Consider the following 15,804-nt stretch of genomic DNA (forward strand, 5'->3'; position numbering starts at 1 on the left):
ACCGTGCGTGTCCTGGCCTACGAGCTGCGCCGCCTGCGCGGCCTGCGTTCCACCTGGCTGTTGCTCACCGCCGTGCTGCTGTGCGACGCCGTCACGGCCGCCGTCCTGGCGAGCCAGGCCCCGGCCGGCCCGCTGGCCGCCCCGGCCGGGGTGCGGCTGCTGACCGCCGCCGTGCCGCTGATCCCGCTGCCGTTCGCCGCGTTCGGGGCCGGCGTGCTGGGCGCGCTCTCGTACGGGCACGAGGTGCGACACCCGGGGCTGCCGGCCTCCCGGGTGTCGTACCCGCGGCGGGTGCGGCTGCTGCTGGCCAAGCTGCTGGTGGTCGGTCCCGTCGCGGGGCTGTTGGCGCTGGCGACCCTGCTGCTCGACGCGGTGGTGGTGCAGCTGGCGCTGCCGGGCGGGGTGACGGTGGCCGCCTGGGCGGAGCCCTCGGCCTTGTCGGACCAGGTGTCGCAGGCGCTGGCCGCCACCGGGCTGTCCGGCCTGGCCGACCTGCCGGGCCTGGCCGACCTGCCGGGCGTGTTCGCCCCGGTGGGGCTGGCGGCCGGCCACGGGGTGCCGGCGGCTCTGCTGGCCTTCGTCCTGCTGACCGTCGTGGCGGGCTGGACCGGGGTGCTGGCGGCGTCGCTGACCCGCAGCGCCTCGGTCGGGGTGCTGCTGTTGTGCGCGCTGCCGCCGCTGCTGGAGTCCGGTGTGGCGCTGCTGCTGCGGGAGACCGGCAGGCCGTGGCCGACCCGTGCGGCCGAACTGCTGCCGTTCCAGTCCGGCGTCGAATGGGCCTACGGCTGGGTTTACCGCGGGGGGCACGAGGCGGCGGCCGGGAGTGCGGCGCTGACGGATCCGGCCCTGCTCGTGGCGGTGGCGGCGCCCGCGGCCGTCCTGCTGCTCGCGGCGCTCCTGGTGCAGGTCCGGCGGCGCGCGCTCTGACGCCGGGCGTCGAGGGGGTGGTCGCGCCGAAGAATCAAGATCGACCAGCAGTGACCGTAATGCGCGGTTCTTCCTGATAAGAAGTCAATTATCCAGTCGCGGTCGATCACCCTTTCGTGTGCTTTTCACGAGAATTCTCAAGCTGCGCCTGCCGATCGCCGACAAAGGAGCTGTGAGTACCCTTGCGCACCCCACCATGACCCCCGCCCGTTCCGCTGACGGACCCATCCACGGCCCCGGCGATCTGGACCGCTTCTCGTACGCCGACCGGCCGACTCCGCCGGCGCCCCGCTGGGAGGGCGCCGAGTCCGATCTCGCCCGGGTCGGCCGCAAGACCACCAGCAGCCGCGGTCGCGGTCTGCACGGCCAGCTGGTCCAGCAGCTCGGCCAGATGATCGTCTCCGGCGACCTCGGTGCCGACCGTCCGCTCGTGCCCGAGGAGATCGGCCAGCGGTTCGAGGTGTCCCGCACGGTCGTCCGCGAGTCGCTGCGCGTCCTGGAGGCCAAGGGCCTGGTCAGTGCCCGGCCGAACGTCGGCACCCGGGTCCGCCCGGTCGCCGACTGGAACCTGCTGGACCCGGACATCATCGAGTGGCGCGCCTTCGGCCCGCAGCGGGACGAGCAGCGCCGGGAGCTGTTCGAGCTCCGCTGGGCGATCGAGCCGCTGGCCGCCCGGCTCGCCGCCGGCCACGGCCGGGAGGACGTCCAGCAGCGGCTGGTCGAGCTGGTCGAGATCATGGGCCACGCCGCCGCCCAGGCCGACCTCTCCACCTACGCCCGGGCCGACGCCGAGCTGCACGGCCTGATCCTCCAGATGGCCGGCAACCGGATGCTGGAGCACCTGTCCGGGATCGTCGCCGGCGCGCTGCAGGTGTCGGGCGGCCCGGCCATCTCCTGCGAGCGCGCCTCCGAGTCCTCGGTCAGCCTGCACGCCCGGCTGGTGGACGCGCTGGGCACCGGCGACGGCACCGCGGGGGAGGCCGCGATGCGGGCGCTGCTCACCGTCCACCCCGAGATCGAGCCGTCCGTCCCCGCCCCTCGGGAGCACTGAGCGGGCTGTTCCGGTGAGCGGGCGCCCCGTCCGTCCTCCGTTCCTCCAGGGCCCTCCGGCCGCACCCGCGCGGCGCAGCCGGAGGGCTTCTGCACGCCGGCGGTCCGACCCGGACGTGTGATGCCCCGTCCATGACAATAGGTTTCGGCGCGGGTGAGCGATGATGGATTCCGGCCCCGTGGCCGTGGGCGCCGAGTGGTGTGACCCGCGACACGAAGGCCATGCGTAACACTTGACGAGTAGCAGCGATGTCTCCTGAGCGGGGGCAGCTCCGGAATACTTCAACATGTCACAATGCTGTGTTGGTCCGCGGCGCTGCTGCCGTCCTGCAAACCCAGTCCTCAAGCCCGAGTCGGTCGGAATCGACACCGCGCGTCCGACGCGCGATTTCCTTCCCCGCCCGCTCGGGCGGCCGGTACGGGTTCGAGTCCACTCATCGTCCGAGAGGTTGTTCGTGTCGGCCAGCACATCCCGTTCACTTCCCCCCGAGATCGCCGAGTCCGCAGCTCTGCTGGCGCTCATCGAGCGGGGCAAGGCCCAGGGGCAGATCGCCGGTGACGACGTGCGCCAGGCGTTCGAGGCGGACCAGATCCCGGTCACCAAGTGGAAGAACGTCATGCGCAGCCTCAACCAGGTGCTGATTGAGGAGGGGGTGGATCTCATGGTCAGCGCGGCCGAACCGGCCGGCGCCAAGCGCAAGAGCGTTGCTGCCAAGAGCCCCACCAAGCGCACCGCCACCAAGGCTGTCACCACCCGGAGCCCGTCCGCCTCCACGGCCCCGACCAAGCCGCCCGTACGGATCGCGCCCGGTGCGCCCGTCGCGGCCCCGGCCGTGGCGGCCGCCACGGCGTCCGCCCCCACGGTGTCCGCCGGGATCACCTCGGAGACGACCGGTGTCGCCTCCGAGCTGAAGACGGTCGCGGCGAAGAAGGCGGCCCCGGCCAAGAAGGCCGCCGCCAAGAAGGCCGCCGCGCCGGCCAAGAAGACCGCCGCCAAGAAGACCGCCGCCAAGGCGGGCAAGGGCGACGAGGAGCTCGGTGGCGAGGAGGAGCTGCTCGAGGACGTCGCGCTGCCCGGCGACAAGGCCGGCGAGGAGGCGGAGCCCGAGGAGGAGTCGCAGGGCTTCGTGCTCTCCGACGACGACGAGGACGACGCGCCGGCCCAGCAGGTCGCCGTCGCCGGTGCCACCGCCGACCCGGTCAAGGACTACCTGAAGCAGATCGGCAAGGTCCCGCTGCTCAACGCCGAGCAGGAGGTCGAGCTCGCCAAGCGCATCGAGGCCGGCCTGTTCGCCGAGGACAAGCTCTCGGCCGCCGACAAGCTCGCCCCCAAGCTCAAGCGCGAGCTGGAGATCATCGCCGAGGACGGCCGCCGCGCCAAGAACCACCTGCTGGAGGCCAACCTCCGCCTGGTGGTCTCGCTGGCCAAGCGCTACACCGGCCGCGGCATGCTCTTCCTGGACCTGATCCAGGAGGGCAACCTCGGTCTGATCCGTGCGGTCGAGAAGTTCGACTACACCAAGGGCTACAAGTTCTCCACCTACGCCACCTGGTGGATCCGCCAGGCGATCACCCGCGCCATGGCCGACCAGGCCCGCACCATCCGCATCCCGGTGCACATGGTCGAGGTCATCAACAAGCTGGCCCGCGTCCAGCGCCAGATGCTCCAGGACCTGGGCCGCGAGCCCACCCCGGAGGAGCTGGCCAAGGAACTCGACATGACCCCCGAGAAGGTCATCGAGGTCCAGAAGTACGGCCGTGAGCCGATCTCGCTGCACACCCCGCTCGGCGAGGACGGCGACAGCGAGTTCGGTGACCTGATCGAGGACTCCGAGGCGGTCGTCCCGGCCGACGCGGTCTCCTTCACCCTGCTCCAGGAGCAGCTGCACTCGGTGCTGGACACCCTCTCCGAGCGCGAGGCCGGCGTGGTCTCGATGCGCTTCGGCCTGACGGACGGTCAGCCGAAGACGCTCGACGAGATCGGCAAGGTGTACGGGGTCACCCGTGAGCGCATCCGCCAGATCGAGTCGAAGACCATGTCGAAGCTGCGCCACCCGTCGCGTTCCCAGGTGCTGCGCGACTACCTGGACTGATCCGGCCGGTACGGTCGCAAGCGTGTGGCGAAGGCCCGGAGCCCCACGGCTCCGGGCCTTCGCCGCTGTCCGGGCCCGGGCGGGTCAGCGTCCGGGTGGCCGTTGTCCCTCGTCCGGGTGGCGGTGTGGCGGGAAGCGGTCGCACCGCGTAGTCGATCACCTACGCTGTGGCGGTTGCCTGCTGCCGAGCCGACTGGAGTCACGGTGCTGCCCAACCCGGACCGCGCTGCCCTGCCGACCCCCGCCCCGCCCCCGGCGAGCCCGGCGGCCGCCCGTGCGGGCCGCCGCCGACGGGCCGCCGTGCTGGCGCTGCTGGCCGCCGTCCCCGTCCCGCTGGTCGCGCTCGGTGCGGCCGGTCCGGCCGGGGCGCAGCGCCGGGTGGTCGGCGGCACCGCCGAGACCACCGCCGACCACCCGTGGGTGGTGGCGCTGTCCAGCCGCCAGCAGTTCGGCAGCGGCCGCTCCGGCCAGTTCTGCGGGGGAGCGCTGGTCACGCCGACCAAGGTGGTGACGGCCGCGCACTGCTTCTACGACGAGTCCCGGGGCGCCAAGGTGGACCGGCCGGGGCTCAAGGCCGTCATCGGCCGGGACGACATGCGCAGCTCGGCCGGCCGCGAGGTGCCCGTGCGGTCGGTCTGGATCCACCCCGACTACTCCTTCACCGCGAACCTGAACGACGTCGCCGTGCTCACCCTCGCCGACCCCCAGGACTCCCGGCCGGTGATCGACCTGGTCGGCCAGGGCGAGACCGAGCCGTACGCGGCCGGGACCGCCGCGCGGGTCTTCGGCTGGGGCGACACCACCGGGCACGGCGACTACTCGCCCACGCTGCGCGGGGTGGAGGTGCCGGTCATCGCGGACCAGACCTGTGCGCAGGCCTACCCGGGCGGGCAGGACGGCAAGTTCGACGCCCGGGGCATGGTGTGCGCGGGCGAGGAGAAGGGCGGCAAGGACGCCTGCCAGGGCGACAGCGGCGGCCCGCTGGTCGTCGGCGGCCGACTGGTCGGCCTGGTCTCCTGGGGGACGGGTTGCGCCGAGGCGGCCCACCCGGGCGTCTACACCAGGGTGGCGTCCGTCGCGGACGCGGTGCGCTCGGTGCTGTGAGGGCCGCCCGGACCGTTGCCGGTGGCCAACTGGTCACGTTCTGAAGCCACATCGCTGCGGAGCGTGCGGCTCTCCGGGAACAGCAGAGCCGGGCGACTGACCCCGAGGGGATCTGTCGCCCGGCTCACCGGTCGCGCGTGGTGCGCGACCGGACACACAGCTCGACGCCGACTGCTGGTGTGGCGCCTTGGATCAGCGCTCTTCTTCGGCGGCCGTGGCGTTGGTGGTGCCGCTGAGACGGCCGCTCTCGTCCTGTATCTCCACGGCGATCTTCTTGAGCTCGGGCTCGAACTTCCGGCCGTGGTGGGCGCAGAAGAGCAGCTCTCCGCCGCTGGCGAGTACGACGCGCAGGTAGGCCTGGGCGCCGCAGCGGTCGCAGCGGTCAGCCGCGGTGAGCGGGCTCGCAGGTGTCAGAACAGTAGTCACGTCGCCTCTTCTCTAGCTCGACGAGCTGTCGTACCAGGGTCAACATCCAACCAGGCCGAAAACGTTCCCGCTCGTGGCTTTTCTTCTCTGAGGATTCTGCTGTGTTGATGAGGACGTGCCCCGGGGGCCGGTGGTTCATGCGTACCGAATCCCAGGATCCGCCCGTCCCTCGAACGCCCGATCGGGACCGGGTGCGAGGTCCGCGTAGCATAATCCTCTGCCGGGTTGGAGCATAAGCCCCGCCCCGGGCCCCGGTAGCCTGCATAACGGCAGTTCCGGAGCCTGTGCCAGGCCCCACGATCCGCCAGGACCGGTGGTACCGGGAGGAGATGGCGCCCCGGGGTCCGGATACCGGAGCGGTCCTTGTTCGCGCAGCGCGTACAAGCTGCGCGGGAGCGGCCCGCCGTGCTGTGCACCCAGCGGAGGGGTGCGAGCACACCGGGCGACGGCTGTCGGTGCGGCGTGCTGCACTGGCGGATGGTCCGGATGCGTCCGGATGTGACCGATAAGACAGAACTTCACCGAGGAGAGTGCCGCGTGAGTGCCGAAACGACCGTGCCGTCCGCACTGCTGGCCGGCGACGACGGTTCCAACTACACCGCTCGGCACCTGCTCGTCCTGGAGGGCCTGGAGGCGGTCCGCAAGCGCCCCGGCATGTACATCGGCTCGACGGACAGTCGCGGCCTGATGCACTGCCTCTGGGAGATCATCGACAACTCCGTCGACGAGGCGCTGGGCGGTCACTGCGACCGCATCGAGGTCCTGCTGCACCCGGACTCCTCGGTCGAGGTCCGCGACAACGGGCGCGGCATCCCGGTCGACGTCGAGCCCAAGACCGGGCTGTCCGGCGTCGAGGTCGTGATGACCAAGCTGCACGCCGGCGGCAAGTTCGGCGGCGGCTCCTACGCGGCCTCCGGCGGCCTGCACGGCGTCGGCGCCTCGGTGGTCAACGCGCTCTCCGCCCGGCTGGACGTCGAGGTCGACCGCAGCGGACACACCCACGCGATCAGCTTCCGCCGCGGCACCCCCGGCATCTTCACCGAGGCCAGCCCGGACGCGCCCTTCGAGCCCGCCAACGGCCTGACCAGGGCCCGCAAGGTGCCCAAGGCCCGCACCGGCACCAGGATCCGCTACTGGGCCGACCGGCAGATCTTCCTCAAGGACGCCCGGCTCTCCCTGGAGCACCTGTACAGCCGCGCCCGGCAGACCGCGTTCCTCGTCCCCGGCCTGACCATCGTCGTGCGTGACGAGCGGCTCACCGAGAGCGAGCAGGTCGAGGAGTCGGTCTTCCGCTTCGACGGCGGCATCGCCGAGTTCTGCGAGTTCCTGGCGCCCGACAAGCCGGTCTGCGACGTGCTGCGACTGCACGGCGAGGGCACCTTCAAGGAGACGGTGCCCGTCCTGGACGAGCTCGGCCACATGACCCCCACCGAGGTCACCCGGCAACTCGGCGTGGACATCGCGCTGCGCTGGGGCGCCGGTTACGACACCACCCTGCGCTCCTTCGTCAACATCATCGCCACCCCCAAGGGCGGCACCCACATGACCGGCTTCGAGCGCTCGCTGGCCAAGACCGTCAACGAGGCGCTGCGCGCGGCCAAGCTGCTGCGCGTCGCCGAGGACGACATCACCAAGGACGACGCCACCGAGGGCCTCACCGCGGTGGTCACCGTCCGGCTCGCCGAGCCGCAGTTCGAGGGCCAGACCAAGGAGGTGCTCGGCACCTCGGCGGCCAACCGGATCGTCGCCGCCGTCGTCGCCAAGGAGCTCAAGGCCTTCCTCACCTCGGCCAAGAAGGACCAGAAGCTCCAGGCCCGGGCCGTGCTGGACAAGGTCGTCGCGGCCGCCCGCACCCGGGTCGCGGCCCGCCAGCACAAGGAGGCCCAGCGCCGCAAGACCGCGCTGGAGACCAGTTCGCTGCCGGCCAAGCTGGCCGACTGCCGCAGCGACGACGTCGACCGCAGCGAACTGTTCATCGTCGAGGGCGACTCCGCGCTCGGCACCGCCAAGCTCGCCCGCAACTCCGAGTTCCAGGCGCTGCTGCCGATCCGCGGCAAGATCCTCAACGTGCAGAAGGCCTCGGTGAGCGACATGCTCAAGAACACCGAGTGCGCCGCGATCATCCAGGTGATAGGGGCCGGTTCGGGCCGCACCTTCGACATCGACCAGGCCCGCTACGGCCGGGTCATCTTCATGGCCGACGCCGACGTCGACGGCTCGCACATCCGCACCCTGCTGCTGACGCTGTTCCACCGCTACATGCGGCCGATGGTCGAGCAGGGCCGGGTCTTCGCCGCCGTGCCGCCGTTGCACCGGATCGAGCTCACCAGCCCCAAGCGCGGCCAGGAGAAGTACCACTACACCTACTCCGACGCCGAACTGCGCTCCACCCTGCTGGAGTTCCAGCGCAAGGGGCAGCGCTGGAAGGAGCCGGTGCAGCGGTACAAGGGCCTGGGCGAGATGGACGCCGACCAGCTGGCCGAGACCACCATGGACCCGCGCCACCGCACGCTGCGCCGGATCAACCTGGGCGACCTGGAGCAGGCCGAGCGGATCTTCGACCTGCTGATGGGCAACGACGTCGCCCCGCGCAAGGAGTTCATCGTGGACTCGGCGGCCACCCTGGACCGCTCCCGCATCGACGCCTGAGGCCTTCGGATCCCTCCGGCACGAGGGCCCTCCACCCGTGGGTGGAGGGCCCTCGTGCTGCGGGTTCCACCTGTGGTCCACCCCGGCGCCGATCAACCGGGGGCGCCGGATCCGTAACGTCGGAGAGGTCAGTACAAGCCTCCTGTCGGGACGGAGAAGTCCGATGACCGCCCTCGTCAACATCGTCGTGATCATCGCGGTGATGGTCCTCGTGGTCCAGCGCCAGATGCGCGCCCAGCGCCTGGACACCGAGCGCCGCTTCTGGCTGCTGCCGCTGATCCTCGGGGCGCTCGCGCTGCGCGACCCGCAGCTCATCGACCACCAGCACACCGCGCTGTCCGCCACCCTGGTCGGGTGCGGCCTGGCGGCGGTGGTCGCGATGGGCTCCGTCTGGGGCTGGACCGTGCGGCTGTGGCGGGCCGGGGACGGTTCGGTCTGGGCCAAGGGCACCAAGGCCACGGTGGCCGCCTGGGTCGGCATGCTCGCCATCCGGCTCGCCCTGTACGGCGTCGGCGCGGCACTGCACGTCCACCAGGCGGGCAGCGCGCTGCTGCTGGGACTGGCGGTCCTGCTGCTGACCCGCTCGTTCGTGGTGAACTGGCGGGCACGGGCCCTGGACCTGCCGCAACAGGCCGCCGTACCGCGCTGACCGCGCTGACCGCCTTGCCCGGGGCCTGCCGGGCCCGCTGTCCGAGAACGTCGAGGAGGCACCCGTGGCCGAGTGGTACTGGACCCGCTGGCCGTCCCGCGAGGGGCTGGAGCGCGAGGCCGGGAGATGGCCGCGGCGGGTCCTCGCCCTGCTCGGCCGCACCGTCCTGCTGGTCGTCGTCTGCTGGGGGACGTTCTCCGGCGGCAAGTACACGGGCTGGGCGGTGGCCGTCGCGGCGGCCGGACTGTTCGGGGTCGCCGCCCTGGCCGCCGGCTACCTCTACGCCACCCGGGAGCAGCGCCTGGCGCTCTCGCTCGGCCTGGCCGCCGCCCTGCTCGGCAGCGCCTGGCTGGCCAACTGGGGGCAGGCCTACCTGCTGGCCGACTTCGTCTGGTGCGGGCTGGCCGTGATCGGGGTGGTCCGGCTGCCGGCCGCGCCCGGCCTGCTCACCGCGGCGGCCGCGCTGGGCTCGTACACCGCCGCCAGCTGGGCGAGTTGGGTGAGCATCTTCGCCACCATCGGCGGGCTCGGCCTGCTCGGCTACCTGCTGCGGCTGGACGTCGAGGCCCGTGGCACCGCCCGCCAACTGCTCACCCAGGAGCGCGCCGCCCGGGCCGCCGAGGCGGAGAGCGCGGCGCTCGCCGAACGGGCCAGGATCGCCCGGGAGATCCACGACGTGCTCGCGCACAGCCTTTCCGCGCAGCTCGTCCACCTGGAGGCGGCCCGGTTGATGCTGGACGCCGGCACCGACCGCGAGCAGATCCGCGAACGGGTCGTCGCGGCCCGGCGGATGGCTCAGGACGGGCTGGTCGAGACCCGGCAGGCGCTGTCCGCGCTGCGCGGCGAACTCACCCCGGTCGGCGAGTTCCTGGTGGAGCTGACCGGGCGGGAGCGGGCCACGCTCACCGTCACCGGCACGCCCCGGCCGCTCGCCGCCGAGGCCGCCCTCGCGGTGCGGCGCACCGCGCAGGAGGCGGTGACCAACGTCCGCAAGCACGCGCCCGGCGCCCGGTGCACCGTCGAACTGCGCTACCTGGCGGAGGCGGTGGAGCTGGAGGTGCGCAACTCCCGCCCTCCGCGCGGCGAACCGTCCGGGGAGCTGTCGGCCAGCGGCAGCGGGTACGGTCTGCTGGGGATGCGCGAACGCGCGGAACTGCTCGGCGGCACCCTGCTGGCGGGCCCCGAGGACGGAGGGTGGCGCGTGCTGCTGCAGGTGCCGGCATGAGCGAGCGCGGCGAGCTCATCATCAGCAGGTGCGGATTTCGCGAAGCGACTGCCGAGCGAAGCGGGGCGGGCGCATGAGCGAGGCAGAGGTCACCAGGGTGCTGGTGGTGGACGACCAGACGGTGGTGCGCGAGGGCATCGTGATGCTGCTGGGGCTGCTGCCCGGCATCGAGGTGGTCGGCGCGGCGGCGGACGGGGAGGAGGCCGTCGCCCTGGTGGAGCGGTGTCACCCGGACGTGGTGCTGATGGATCTGCGGATGCCGCGCGTCGACGGCGTCGAGGCGACCCGGCGGATCCGGGCCGCGCACCCGCAGACCGAGGTCGTGGTGCTCACCACCTACGCCGACGACGACTCGCTGTTCCCCGCTCTGCAGGCCGGGGCGCGCGGATACCTCACCAAGGACGCCGGCGGTGAGGAGATCGCCCGGGCGATCGCGGACGTCCGCGCGGGGGCGGCCGGGCTCTCGCCGCAGATCCAACTCCGTTTGCTGGAAAGGCTTTCAGGGCCTCCGGCCGGATCCGTGCCGGGGGCCGGGAAGCCGGTCGGGCGGCCGGGGGAGCTCCCGGACGGGCTGACCGCCCGGGAGGCGGAGGTGCTGGCGCTGATCGCCGAGGGGCTCTCCAACGCCGAGATCGCCCAGCGGCTGTTCGTCAGCCAGGCCACCGTGAAGACGCACATCAACAACCTGTTCGCCAAGACCGCGGTAAGGGACCGGGCGCAGGCGGTCTCGTACGCCTTTCGACACGGGATCACCGGTACGCAGCAGTAGTCGGATGAGTGTCTGTCGGATGATCGATCACCTCATCGAGTGAAGGTATCGGCAATGGTCAGAGGGGCTGTCCGGCGGCCGCCATCATGGTTGGGGTCAGAGTGCCCGCCGGTCCAGGAGCAGTTGTGCCACAGCAGCAGACGAGCAGTCCCGGACAGGGGCAGCGATTTGACTGGTGGGCCGCTCCGGCCGCCGCCACCGCCTCCGACCGGTCGGCCGTGCCCGGCCAACCGGCGGTGCCGGCCCAGTCGGCCCCCACCCGCGCGGTCCAGCCGGTACCGGCCGAGCGGGCGCCCGCCCCGGTCGCCGCCCCCGCCGCCCGACCCGCCGCCGAACCGGCGGCCGCCCCCCGGGCCCTGGCGCCCGCCACCGACAGCACCGAGGTGTACCGGGCCGTCCAGCGCAGCGACGCCTTCCAGGACATCCGCCGCAGCTACCGGTCGTTCGTCTTCCCGGTCAGCGGCGCCTTCCTCGGCTGGTTCCTGATGTACGTCGCCGCGCAGGCCGCCGCCCCGGGCCTGATGCGCAGCCAGGTGGCCGGCCCGCTCAACGTGGCCTGGCTGCTCGGCCTGCTGCAGTTCGCCTCCACCTTCCTGCTCACCTGGCTCTACGCCCGCAACGCCCGGACCAAGCGCGACCGCGCCGCCCTGGGCCTGCGCTGGGACACCCAGGACCAGCTGCGATGACGACCACGATCACGACCGCGGTGACGACCGCGATGACGACCGCCACCCCGCCCCCCGTCGCCCCCACCGGCGACCACCACGACCTCGCGATCGCGCTGTTCGCCGTCGTCGTCCTGGTCACCCTGGCGATCACCCTCTGGGTCGGCCGCCGGGGCAGCGCCACCGAGGACTTCTACGCCGGCGGCCGGGACTTCACCCCGCTCCAGAACGGCTTCGCGCTCTCCGGTGACTACCTCTCCGCCGCCTCCTTCCTCGGCGTCGCCGGACTGATCGCGCTGTACGGCTACGACGGCGTGCTCTACAGCATCGGCTTCCTGGTCGCCTGGCTGGTGGTGCTGATGCTGGTCGCCGAACTGGTCCGCAACGCCGGCCGGTACACCCTCGCCGACGTGCTCGCCCTGCGGCTGCGCCGCCGCAAGGTCCGGGCCGCGGCCGGGGGCGCCAGCGTCGTCGTCACCCTGCTCTACCTGGTCGCCCAGATGGTCGGCGCGGGCTCGCTGGTCGCCCTGCTGCTCGGCACCAACAGCGCCCAGGCCCGGACCTGGACCATCGTCGCCGTCGGCGGACTGATGATCGTCTACGTCACGATCGGCGGGATGCGGGCCACCACCTGGATCCAGATCGTCAAGGCCTTCCTGCTGATCGCCGGCTCGGTGCTGCTCACCGTGCTGCTGATGGTCCGCTTCCACGGCGACGTCGGCGAGCTGATGCGCCAGGCCGCCCAGCACAGCGGCGCCGGGCGGCGCTACCTCGAACCCGGCCTCAAGTACGGCGCCACCTTCACCAGCCGGCTCGACTTCTTCAGCCTGGGCCTCGCCCTGGTGCTCGGCACCGCCGGACTGCCGCACATCCTGTCCCGCTTCTACACCGTGCCCACCGCGAGGGCCGCCCGCCGCTCCACGATGTGGGCGATCGGCCTGGTCGGCGGCTTCTACCTGATGGCCATCGCGCTCGGCCTGGGCGCGACCGCGCTGGTCGGCTCGGCGGAGGTGCGGCACGCCAACTCGGCCGGGAACACCGCCGTCCCGCTGCTCGCCCTGGTGCTCGGCGGCGGCAACGGCAGCACTGGCGGGGTGGTGCTGTTCGCGCTGATCTCGGCGATCGCCTTCGCCACCATCCTCGCCGTGGTCGCCGGGCTCACCCTGGCCTCCTCGGCGGCCTTCGCCCACGACATCTGGGCCGGCGCCTGGCGCGGCCGGCCGCGCCGGCGCCCCTTCCGGCGGCGCGCCGCCGTCCCGGCCTCCCGGCCGGGGGAGGCCGGGGACCCGGCGGAGGCCGAGCCGACGGGCGAGGCCAGCGAGCGCCAGGAGGTCTGGGTGGCGCGGTTCGCGGCCGTCGGGATCGGCGCGGCCGCGATCGCGATCAGCCTCTACGCCCAGCAGCTGAACGTCGCCTTCCTGGTCGGCCTGGCCTTCGCGGTGGCCGCCTCCAGCAACCTGCCCGTCCTGCTGTACAGCCTGTTCTGGTCGCGGTTCACCGCCCGCGGCGCGGTCTGGTCGGTGTACGGCGGGCTGGTCCCGGCGATCGTGCTGGTCGTCTTCTCCCCGGTGGTCTCCGGCACCAAGGTGGCGCTCTTCCCCGGCGTCGACTTCCACTGGTTCCCGCTGGAGAACCCCGGCATCATCTCCATCCCGCTCGGCTTCCTGGCCGGCTGGATCGGGACCATCACCTCGCCCGAGCCGGCCGACGCGGACCGCTTCGCCGAGCTGGAGGTGCGCGCCCTCACCGGTGCGGGCGCGGCCTGAGCGCCGCGCCCCGGGGAACCCCGGCGGGCCTGGGGCCGCCGGGGTTCCCCCACGTCCGGGCGTGGTGTCAGGCCCGGACCGCCAGGCCGTAGCGGTGCTCGGGGCGGCCGGTGTCGCCGTAGCGCAGGGTCAGCCGCAGCCGGCTGTCCCGCTCCAACTGCTTGAGGTAGCGCTGCGCCGTCGAGCGGCTCAGCCCGGTGGCGTCCGCGACCTCCTGCGCGGACAGCGGGCGGCCCGCCTGGCGCAGCACCCCCAGCACCAGGTCGGTGGTGGGCGCCGAGTGCCCCTTCGGCAGCGGGCCGGCCGGGGCGGCGGCGCTGCGCAGGGTGGCGAACAGCCGGTCCACCTCGTCCTGGCCGGCCTCCCGGGCCGCCGGGCCGGCCAGCGCGTGCCGCAGCTGCGCGTACGCGACCAGCTTGTCCCGCAGGCCGGCGAAGGTGAACGGCTTGACCAGGTACTGCAGCGCGCCGTGCTGCATCGCGGCGTGCACCGTCGACACGTCCCGGGCGGCCGTCACCATCATCACGTCGCAGGCCACCTGCCGCTCCCGCAGCCGGCGCACCAGCGCCAGGCCGGTCTCGTCCGGCAGGTGGTGGTCGAGCAGCAGCAGGTCCACCGGGCGGCGCTCCAGCGCGGCCAGCGCCTCCCCGGCCGAGTGCGCGGTGCCGGTCACCCGGAAGCCCGGCACCTTGGCCACGTACGCGGCGTGCACGTCCGCGACCCGGAAGTCGTCGTCCACCACGAGTACGTCGATCATCAGGCCTCCACGAGCTGAGGGGTGAGCAGGGCCTCGGGCAGCTCGACCGTGAACCGGGCGCCGCCGAGCGGTCCCGCGTCGAGCACGATCCGGCCGCCGGTCCGTTCGACCAGCCGCCGCACCATCGCCAGCCCCAGCCCGCGCGGACGGTGCGCGGGCGCGTCCTTGCTGGTCCACCCCTCCTCGAAGACCTGCTCGCGCAGTTCCTCCGGCACGCCCGGGCCGCTGTCCGTGACCTGCAGCAGCAGCGTGGAGCCGGCCGCCGCCAGCGTCACCTCCAGCCGGCCGCCCCCACCCGCCGCGAGCGCGTCCACCGCGTTGTCGATCAGATTGCCGAGCACCGTCACCAGCGCCCGCGCGTCCACCACCGCGTCCGGCAGGTGCGCCGCCGGGGCCAGCAGCAGCCGCACCCCGCGCTCGCCCGCCACCGCCGTCTTGCCCGCCAGCAGCGCCGCGACGTGCGGATCCTGCACCTGCTCGGCGATCCGCGCCGCGACCACCGCGTGCGAACCGGACTGCTCCGAGATGAACGCCACCGCCTGCTCGTGGCGGCCCAGCTCCAGCAGGCCCAGCAGGGTGTGCATCCGGTTGGCGTGCTCGTGGTCCTGGGCGCGCAGCGCCTCGGTCAGGCTGCGGGTGGTGTCCAACTCCCGGACCAGCGACTCCAGTTCGGTCCGGTCGCGGAGTGTCACGACCGCGCCGCCCTCGGCCGTGCTCATCCGGTTGACCACCAGCACCCGGTCGTCCCGGACCGCCGGCAGGTCGGCGCCGGTGATCCGCCCGGTCAGCACGTCCGACAGCCGGCCCGGCGGCAGCACCGCGTCGATCGGCCGCCCGGTGCAGTCCTCCGGCAGGCCGAGCAGCCGCACCGCCTCGTCGTTGGCCAGCCGGATCCGGCCGCGCTCGTCCAGCGCCACCATGCCCTCGCGGATGCCGTGCAGCATCGCCTCCCGCTCCACCAGCAGCGCCGAGATGTCGGCCAGCGCGATGTTGTGGGTGCGGCGCTTCAGCCGCCGGGCCAGCGCCAGCGTGGCGACCGTCCCCGCGGCCAGGCCCGCGCCCGCGCACAGCAGGATCCCGGTGAGCATCTTCAGCAGCCGGCGGCGGATCGAGTCGTCGCTGATGCCGACCGACACCTCGCCGACGATCCGGCCGTCCGCGACCCGCAGCGGCACCTTGCCGCGCGCGGTGCGGCCCAGCGTGCCCTGCTGCATCGCGGTGACGCTGAGCCCGCTGAGCGCCGGCTCCGGGTCGGTGCTGACCCGGTGGCCGATCCGCTCCGGGTCGGTGTGCGAGAGCCGGATCCCGTCCAGGTCGGTGACCACCACGAAGCTCGCGCCGGTGGCCAGCCGGATCTGCTCGGCGTTGCGCTGCGCGGTCGCCGAGTCCCGGGCGTCGGCCGCTCGGGCGATCGCCTCGTCGGTGGCGGTGGCCTGGGCGATCGACAGCGCCCGCTGCATCGCGTCGTGGTCCAGCTCGCTGCTGACCGGGGCCAGGAACAGTCCGGCGGTCACGGTGGTGACACCGACGGTGACGACGGTCTGGCTCAGCAGCAGTTGCGCGAAGACCCGGCGGGGCCAGCGGGGCAGCTTCATCCGGGCCTCCTCTCGGCGGCTGTGGGGGGCGGGTACGTCAGGGTCGGGACACCCTACGTTTCCGGCGTGTTTCTGTCAGCCGCGTCCCCGCAGTTGTAGCGGAAGCAAAAGGAGCAGAACACCCCTCAA

The 15,804-nt window shown here is 72.9% G+C and carries 13 protein-coding genes; 10 read left to right on the plus strand and 3 right to left on the minus strand.

Features of this window, described 5'->3' with window-relative positions; translation table 11 throughout:
* Positions 1–3 precede the first annotated feature (3 nt).
* The 4 genes from A6F73_RS21965 to A6F73_RS21980 all read left to right on the plus strand — a co-directional run bounded on the left by A6F73_RS21965 (position 4) and on the right by A6F73_RS21980 (position 5,174).
* Positions 4–927, plus strand: a complete 924-nt coding sequence (locus tag A6F73_RS21965; protein ID WP_063349356.1) for a hypothetical protein — start codon at positions 4–6, stop codon at positions 925–927.
* A 118-nt stretch (positions 928–1,045) separates the two neighbouring features.
* Positions 1,046–1,978: a FadR/GntR family transcriptional regulator gene (locus A6F73_RS21970; protein WP_063349357.1), complete on the plus strand. Its 933-nt coding sequence runs from the start codon at positions 1,046–1,048 to the stop codon at positions 1,976–1,978.
* Between the two features lie 454 nt (positions 1,979–2,432).
* The gene (locus tag A6F73_RS21975; protein WP_063349358.1) at positions 2,433–4,070 is read left to right on the plus strand and encodes an RNA polymerase sigma factor; all 1,638 of its coding nucleotides are present in this window, start codon (positions 2,433–2,435) and stop codon (positions 4,068–4,070) included.
* Positions 4,071–4,244: 174 nt separating this feature from the next.
* On the plus strand, positions 4,245–5,174 hold the full coding sequence (locus A6F73_RS21980) for a serine protease (protein WP_244293459.1): 930 nt from the start codon (positions 4,245–4,247) through the stop codon (positions 5,172–5,174).
* A gap of 192 nt (positions 5,175–5,366) precedes the next feature.
* On the opposite strand, the gene A6F73_RS21985 is transcribed toward A6F73_RS21980, so the two are convergent.
* Positions 5,367–5,600: a hypothetical protein gene (locus A6F73_RS21985; RefSeq protein WP_063349359.1), complete on the minus strand. Its 234-nt coding sequence runs from the start codon at positions 5,598–5,600 to the stop codon at positions 5,367–5,369.
* Between the two features lie 537 nt (positions 5,601–6,137).
* On the opposite strand from A6F73_RS21985, the gene A6F73_RS21990 reads away from it, so the two are divergent.
* The 6 genes from A6F73_RS21990 (at position 6,138) to A6F73_RS22015 (ending at position 13,323) form a co-directional block, all read left to right on the plus strand.
* The gene (locus tag A6F73_RS21990; protein WP_063349360.1) at positions 6,138–8,249 is read left to right on the plus strand and encodes a DNA topoisomerase IV subunit B; all 2,112 of its coding nucleotides are present in this window, start codon (positions 6,138–6,140) and stop codon (positions 8,247–8,249) included.
* 163 nt (positions 8,250–8,412) lie between these two features.
* A complete protein-coding gene (locus tag A6F73_RS21995; RefSeq protein WP_063349361.1) occupies positions 8,413–8,898 on the plus strand; it encodes a CcdC protein domain-containing protein in 486 nt (161 codons plus the stop codon).
* Positions 8,899–8,962: 64 nt separating this feature from the next.
* Positions 8,963–10,123: a histidine kinase gene (locus tag A6F73_RS22000; protein WP_063349362.1), complete on the plus strand. Its 1,161-nt coding sequence runs from the start codon at positions 8,963–8,965 to the stop codon at positions 10,121–10,123.
* 73 nt (positions 10,124–10,196) lie between these two features.
* On the plus strand, positions 10,197–10,892 hold the full coding sequence (locus tag A6F73_RS22005) for a response regulator transcription factor (RefSeq protein ID WP_063349363.1): 696 nt from the start codon (positions 10,197–10,199) through the stop codon (positions 10,890–10,892).
* 125 nt (positions 10,893–11,017) lie between these two features.
* Positions 11,018–11,578, plus strand: a complete 561-nt coding sequence (locus tag A6F73_RS22010) for a DUF485 domain-containing protein (RefSeq protein ID WP_244293460.1) — start codon at positions 11,018–11,020, stop codon at positions 11,576–11,578.
* 32 nt (positions 11,579–11,610) lie between these two features.
* Positions 11,611–13,323 carry a cation acetate symporter gene (locus A6F73_RS22015; RefSeq protein ID WP_063351411.1) on the plus strand — a complete coding sequence of 571 codons (1,713 nt, stop codon included), beginning with the start codon at positions 11,611–11,613 and terminating at the stop codon, positions 13,321–13,323.
* A 67-nt stretch (positions 13,324–13,390) separates the two neighbouring features.
* On the opposite strand, the gene A6F73_RS22020 is transcribed toward A6F73_RS22015, so the two are convergent.
* Positions 13,391–14,080, minus strand: coding sequence for a response regulator (locus tag A6F73_RS22020; RefSeq protein ID WP_063349364.1), 690 nt, complete (start codon positions 14,078–14,080; stop codon positions 13,391–13,393).
* The gene (locus A6F73_RS22025; protein WP_063349365.1) at positions 14,080–15,675 is read right to left on the minus strand and encodes a sensor histidine kinase; all 1,596 of its coding nucleotides are present in this window, start codon (positions 15,673–15,675) and stop codon (positions 14,080–14,082) included. The genes A6F73_RS22020 and A6F73_RS22025 overlap by 1 nt, the downstream gene beginning before the upstream one ends.
* Positions 15,676–15,804: the final 129 nt, after the last annotated feature.

Source organism: Streptomyces sp. MJM8645 (assembly GCF_001625365.1).
In the GTDB taxonomy this organism is placed as follows: domain Bacteria; phylum Actinomycetota; class Actinomycetes; order Streptomycetales; family Streptomycetaceae; genus Kitasatospora.

Coding starts and splice junctions, on each gene's coding strand:
- A6F73_RS21995 (WP_063349361.1), top strand. CDS start 8,413: ATGACCGCCCTCGTCAACATCGTCGTGATCATCGCGGTGATGGTCCTC.
- A6F73_RS22005 (WP_063349363.1), top strand. CDS start 10,197: ATGAGCGAGGCAGAGGTCACCAGGGTGCTGGTGGTGGACGACCAGACG.
- A6F73_RS22015 (WP_063351411.1), top strand. CDS start 11,611: ATGACGACCGCCACCCCGCCCCCCGTCGCCCCCACCGGCGACCACCAC.
- A6F73_RS22020 (WP_063349364.1), bottom strand. CDS start 14,080: ATGATCGACGTACTCGTGGTGGACGACGACTTCCGGGTCGCGGACGTG.
- A6F73_RS22025 (WP_063349365.1), bottom strand. CDS start 15,675: ATGAAGCTGCCCCGCTGGCCCCGCCGGGTCTTCGCGCAACTGCTGCTG.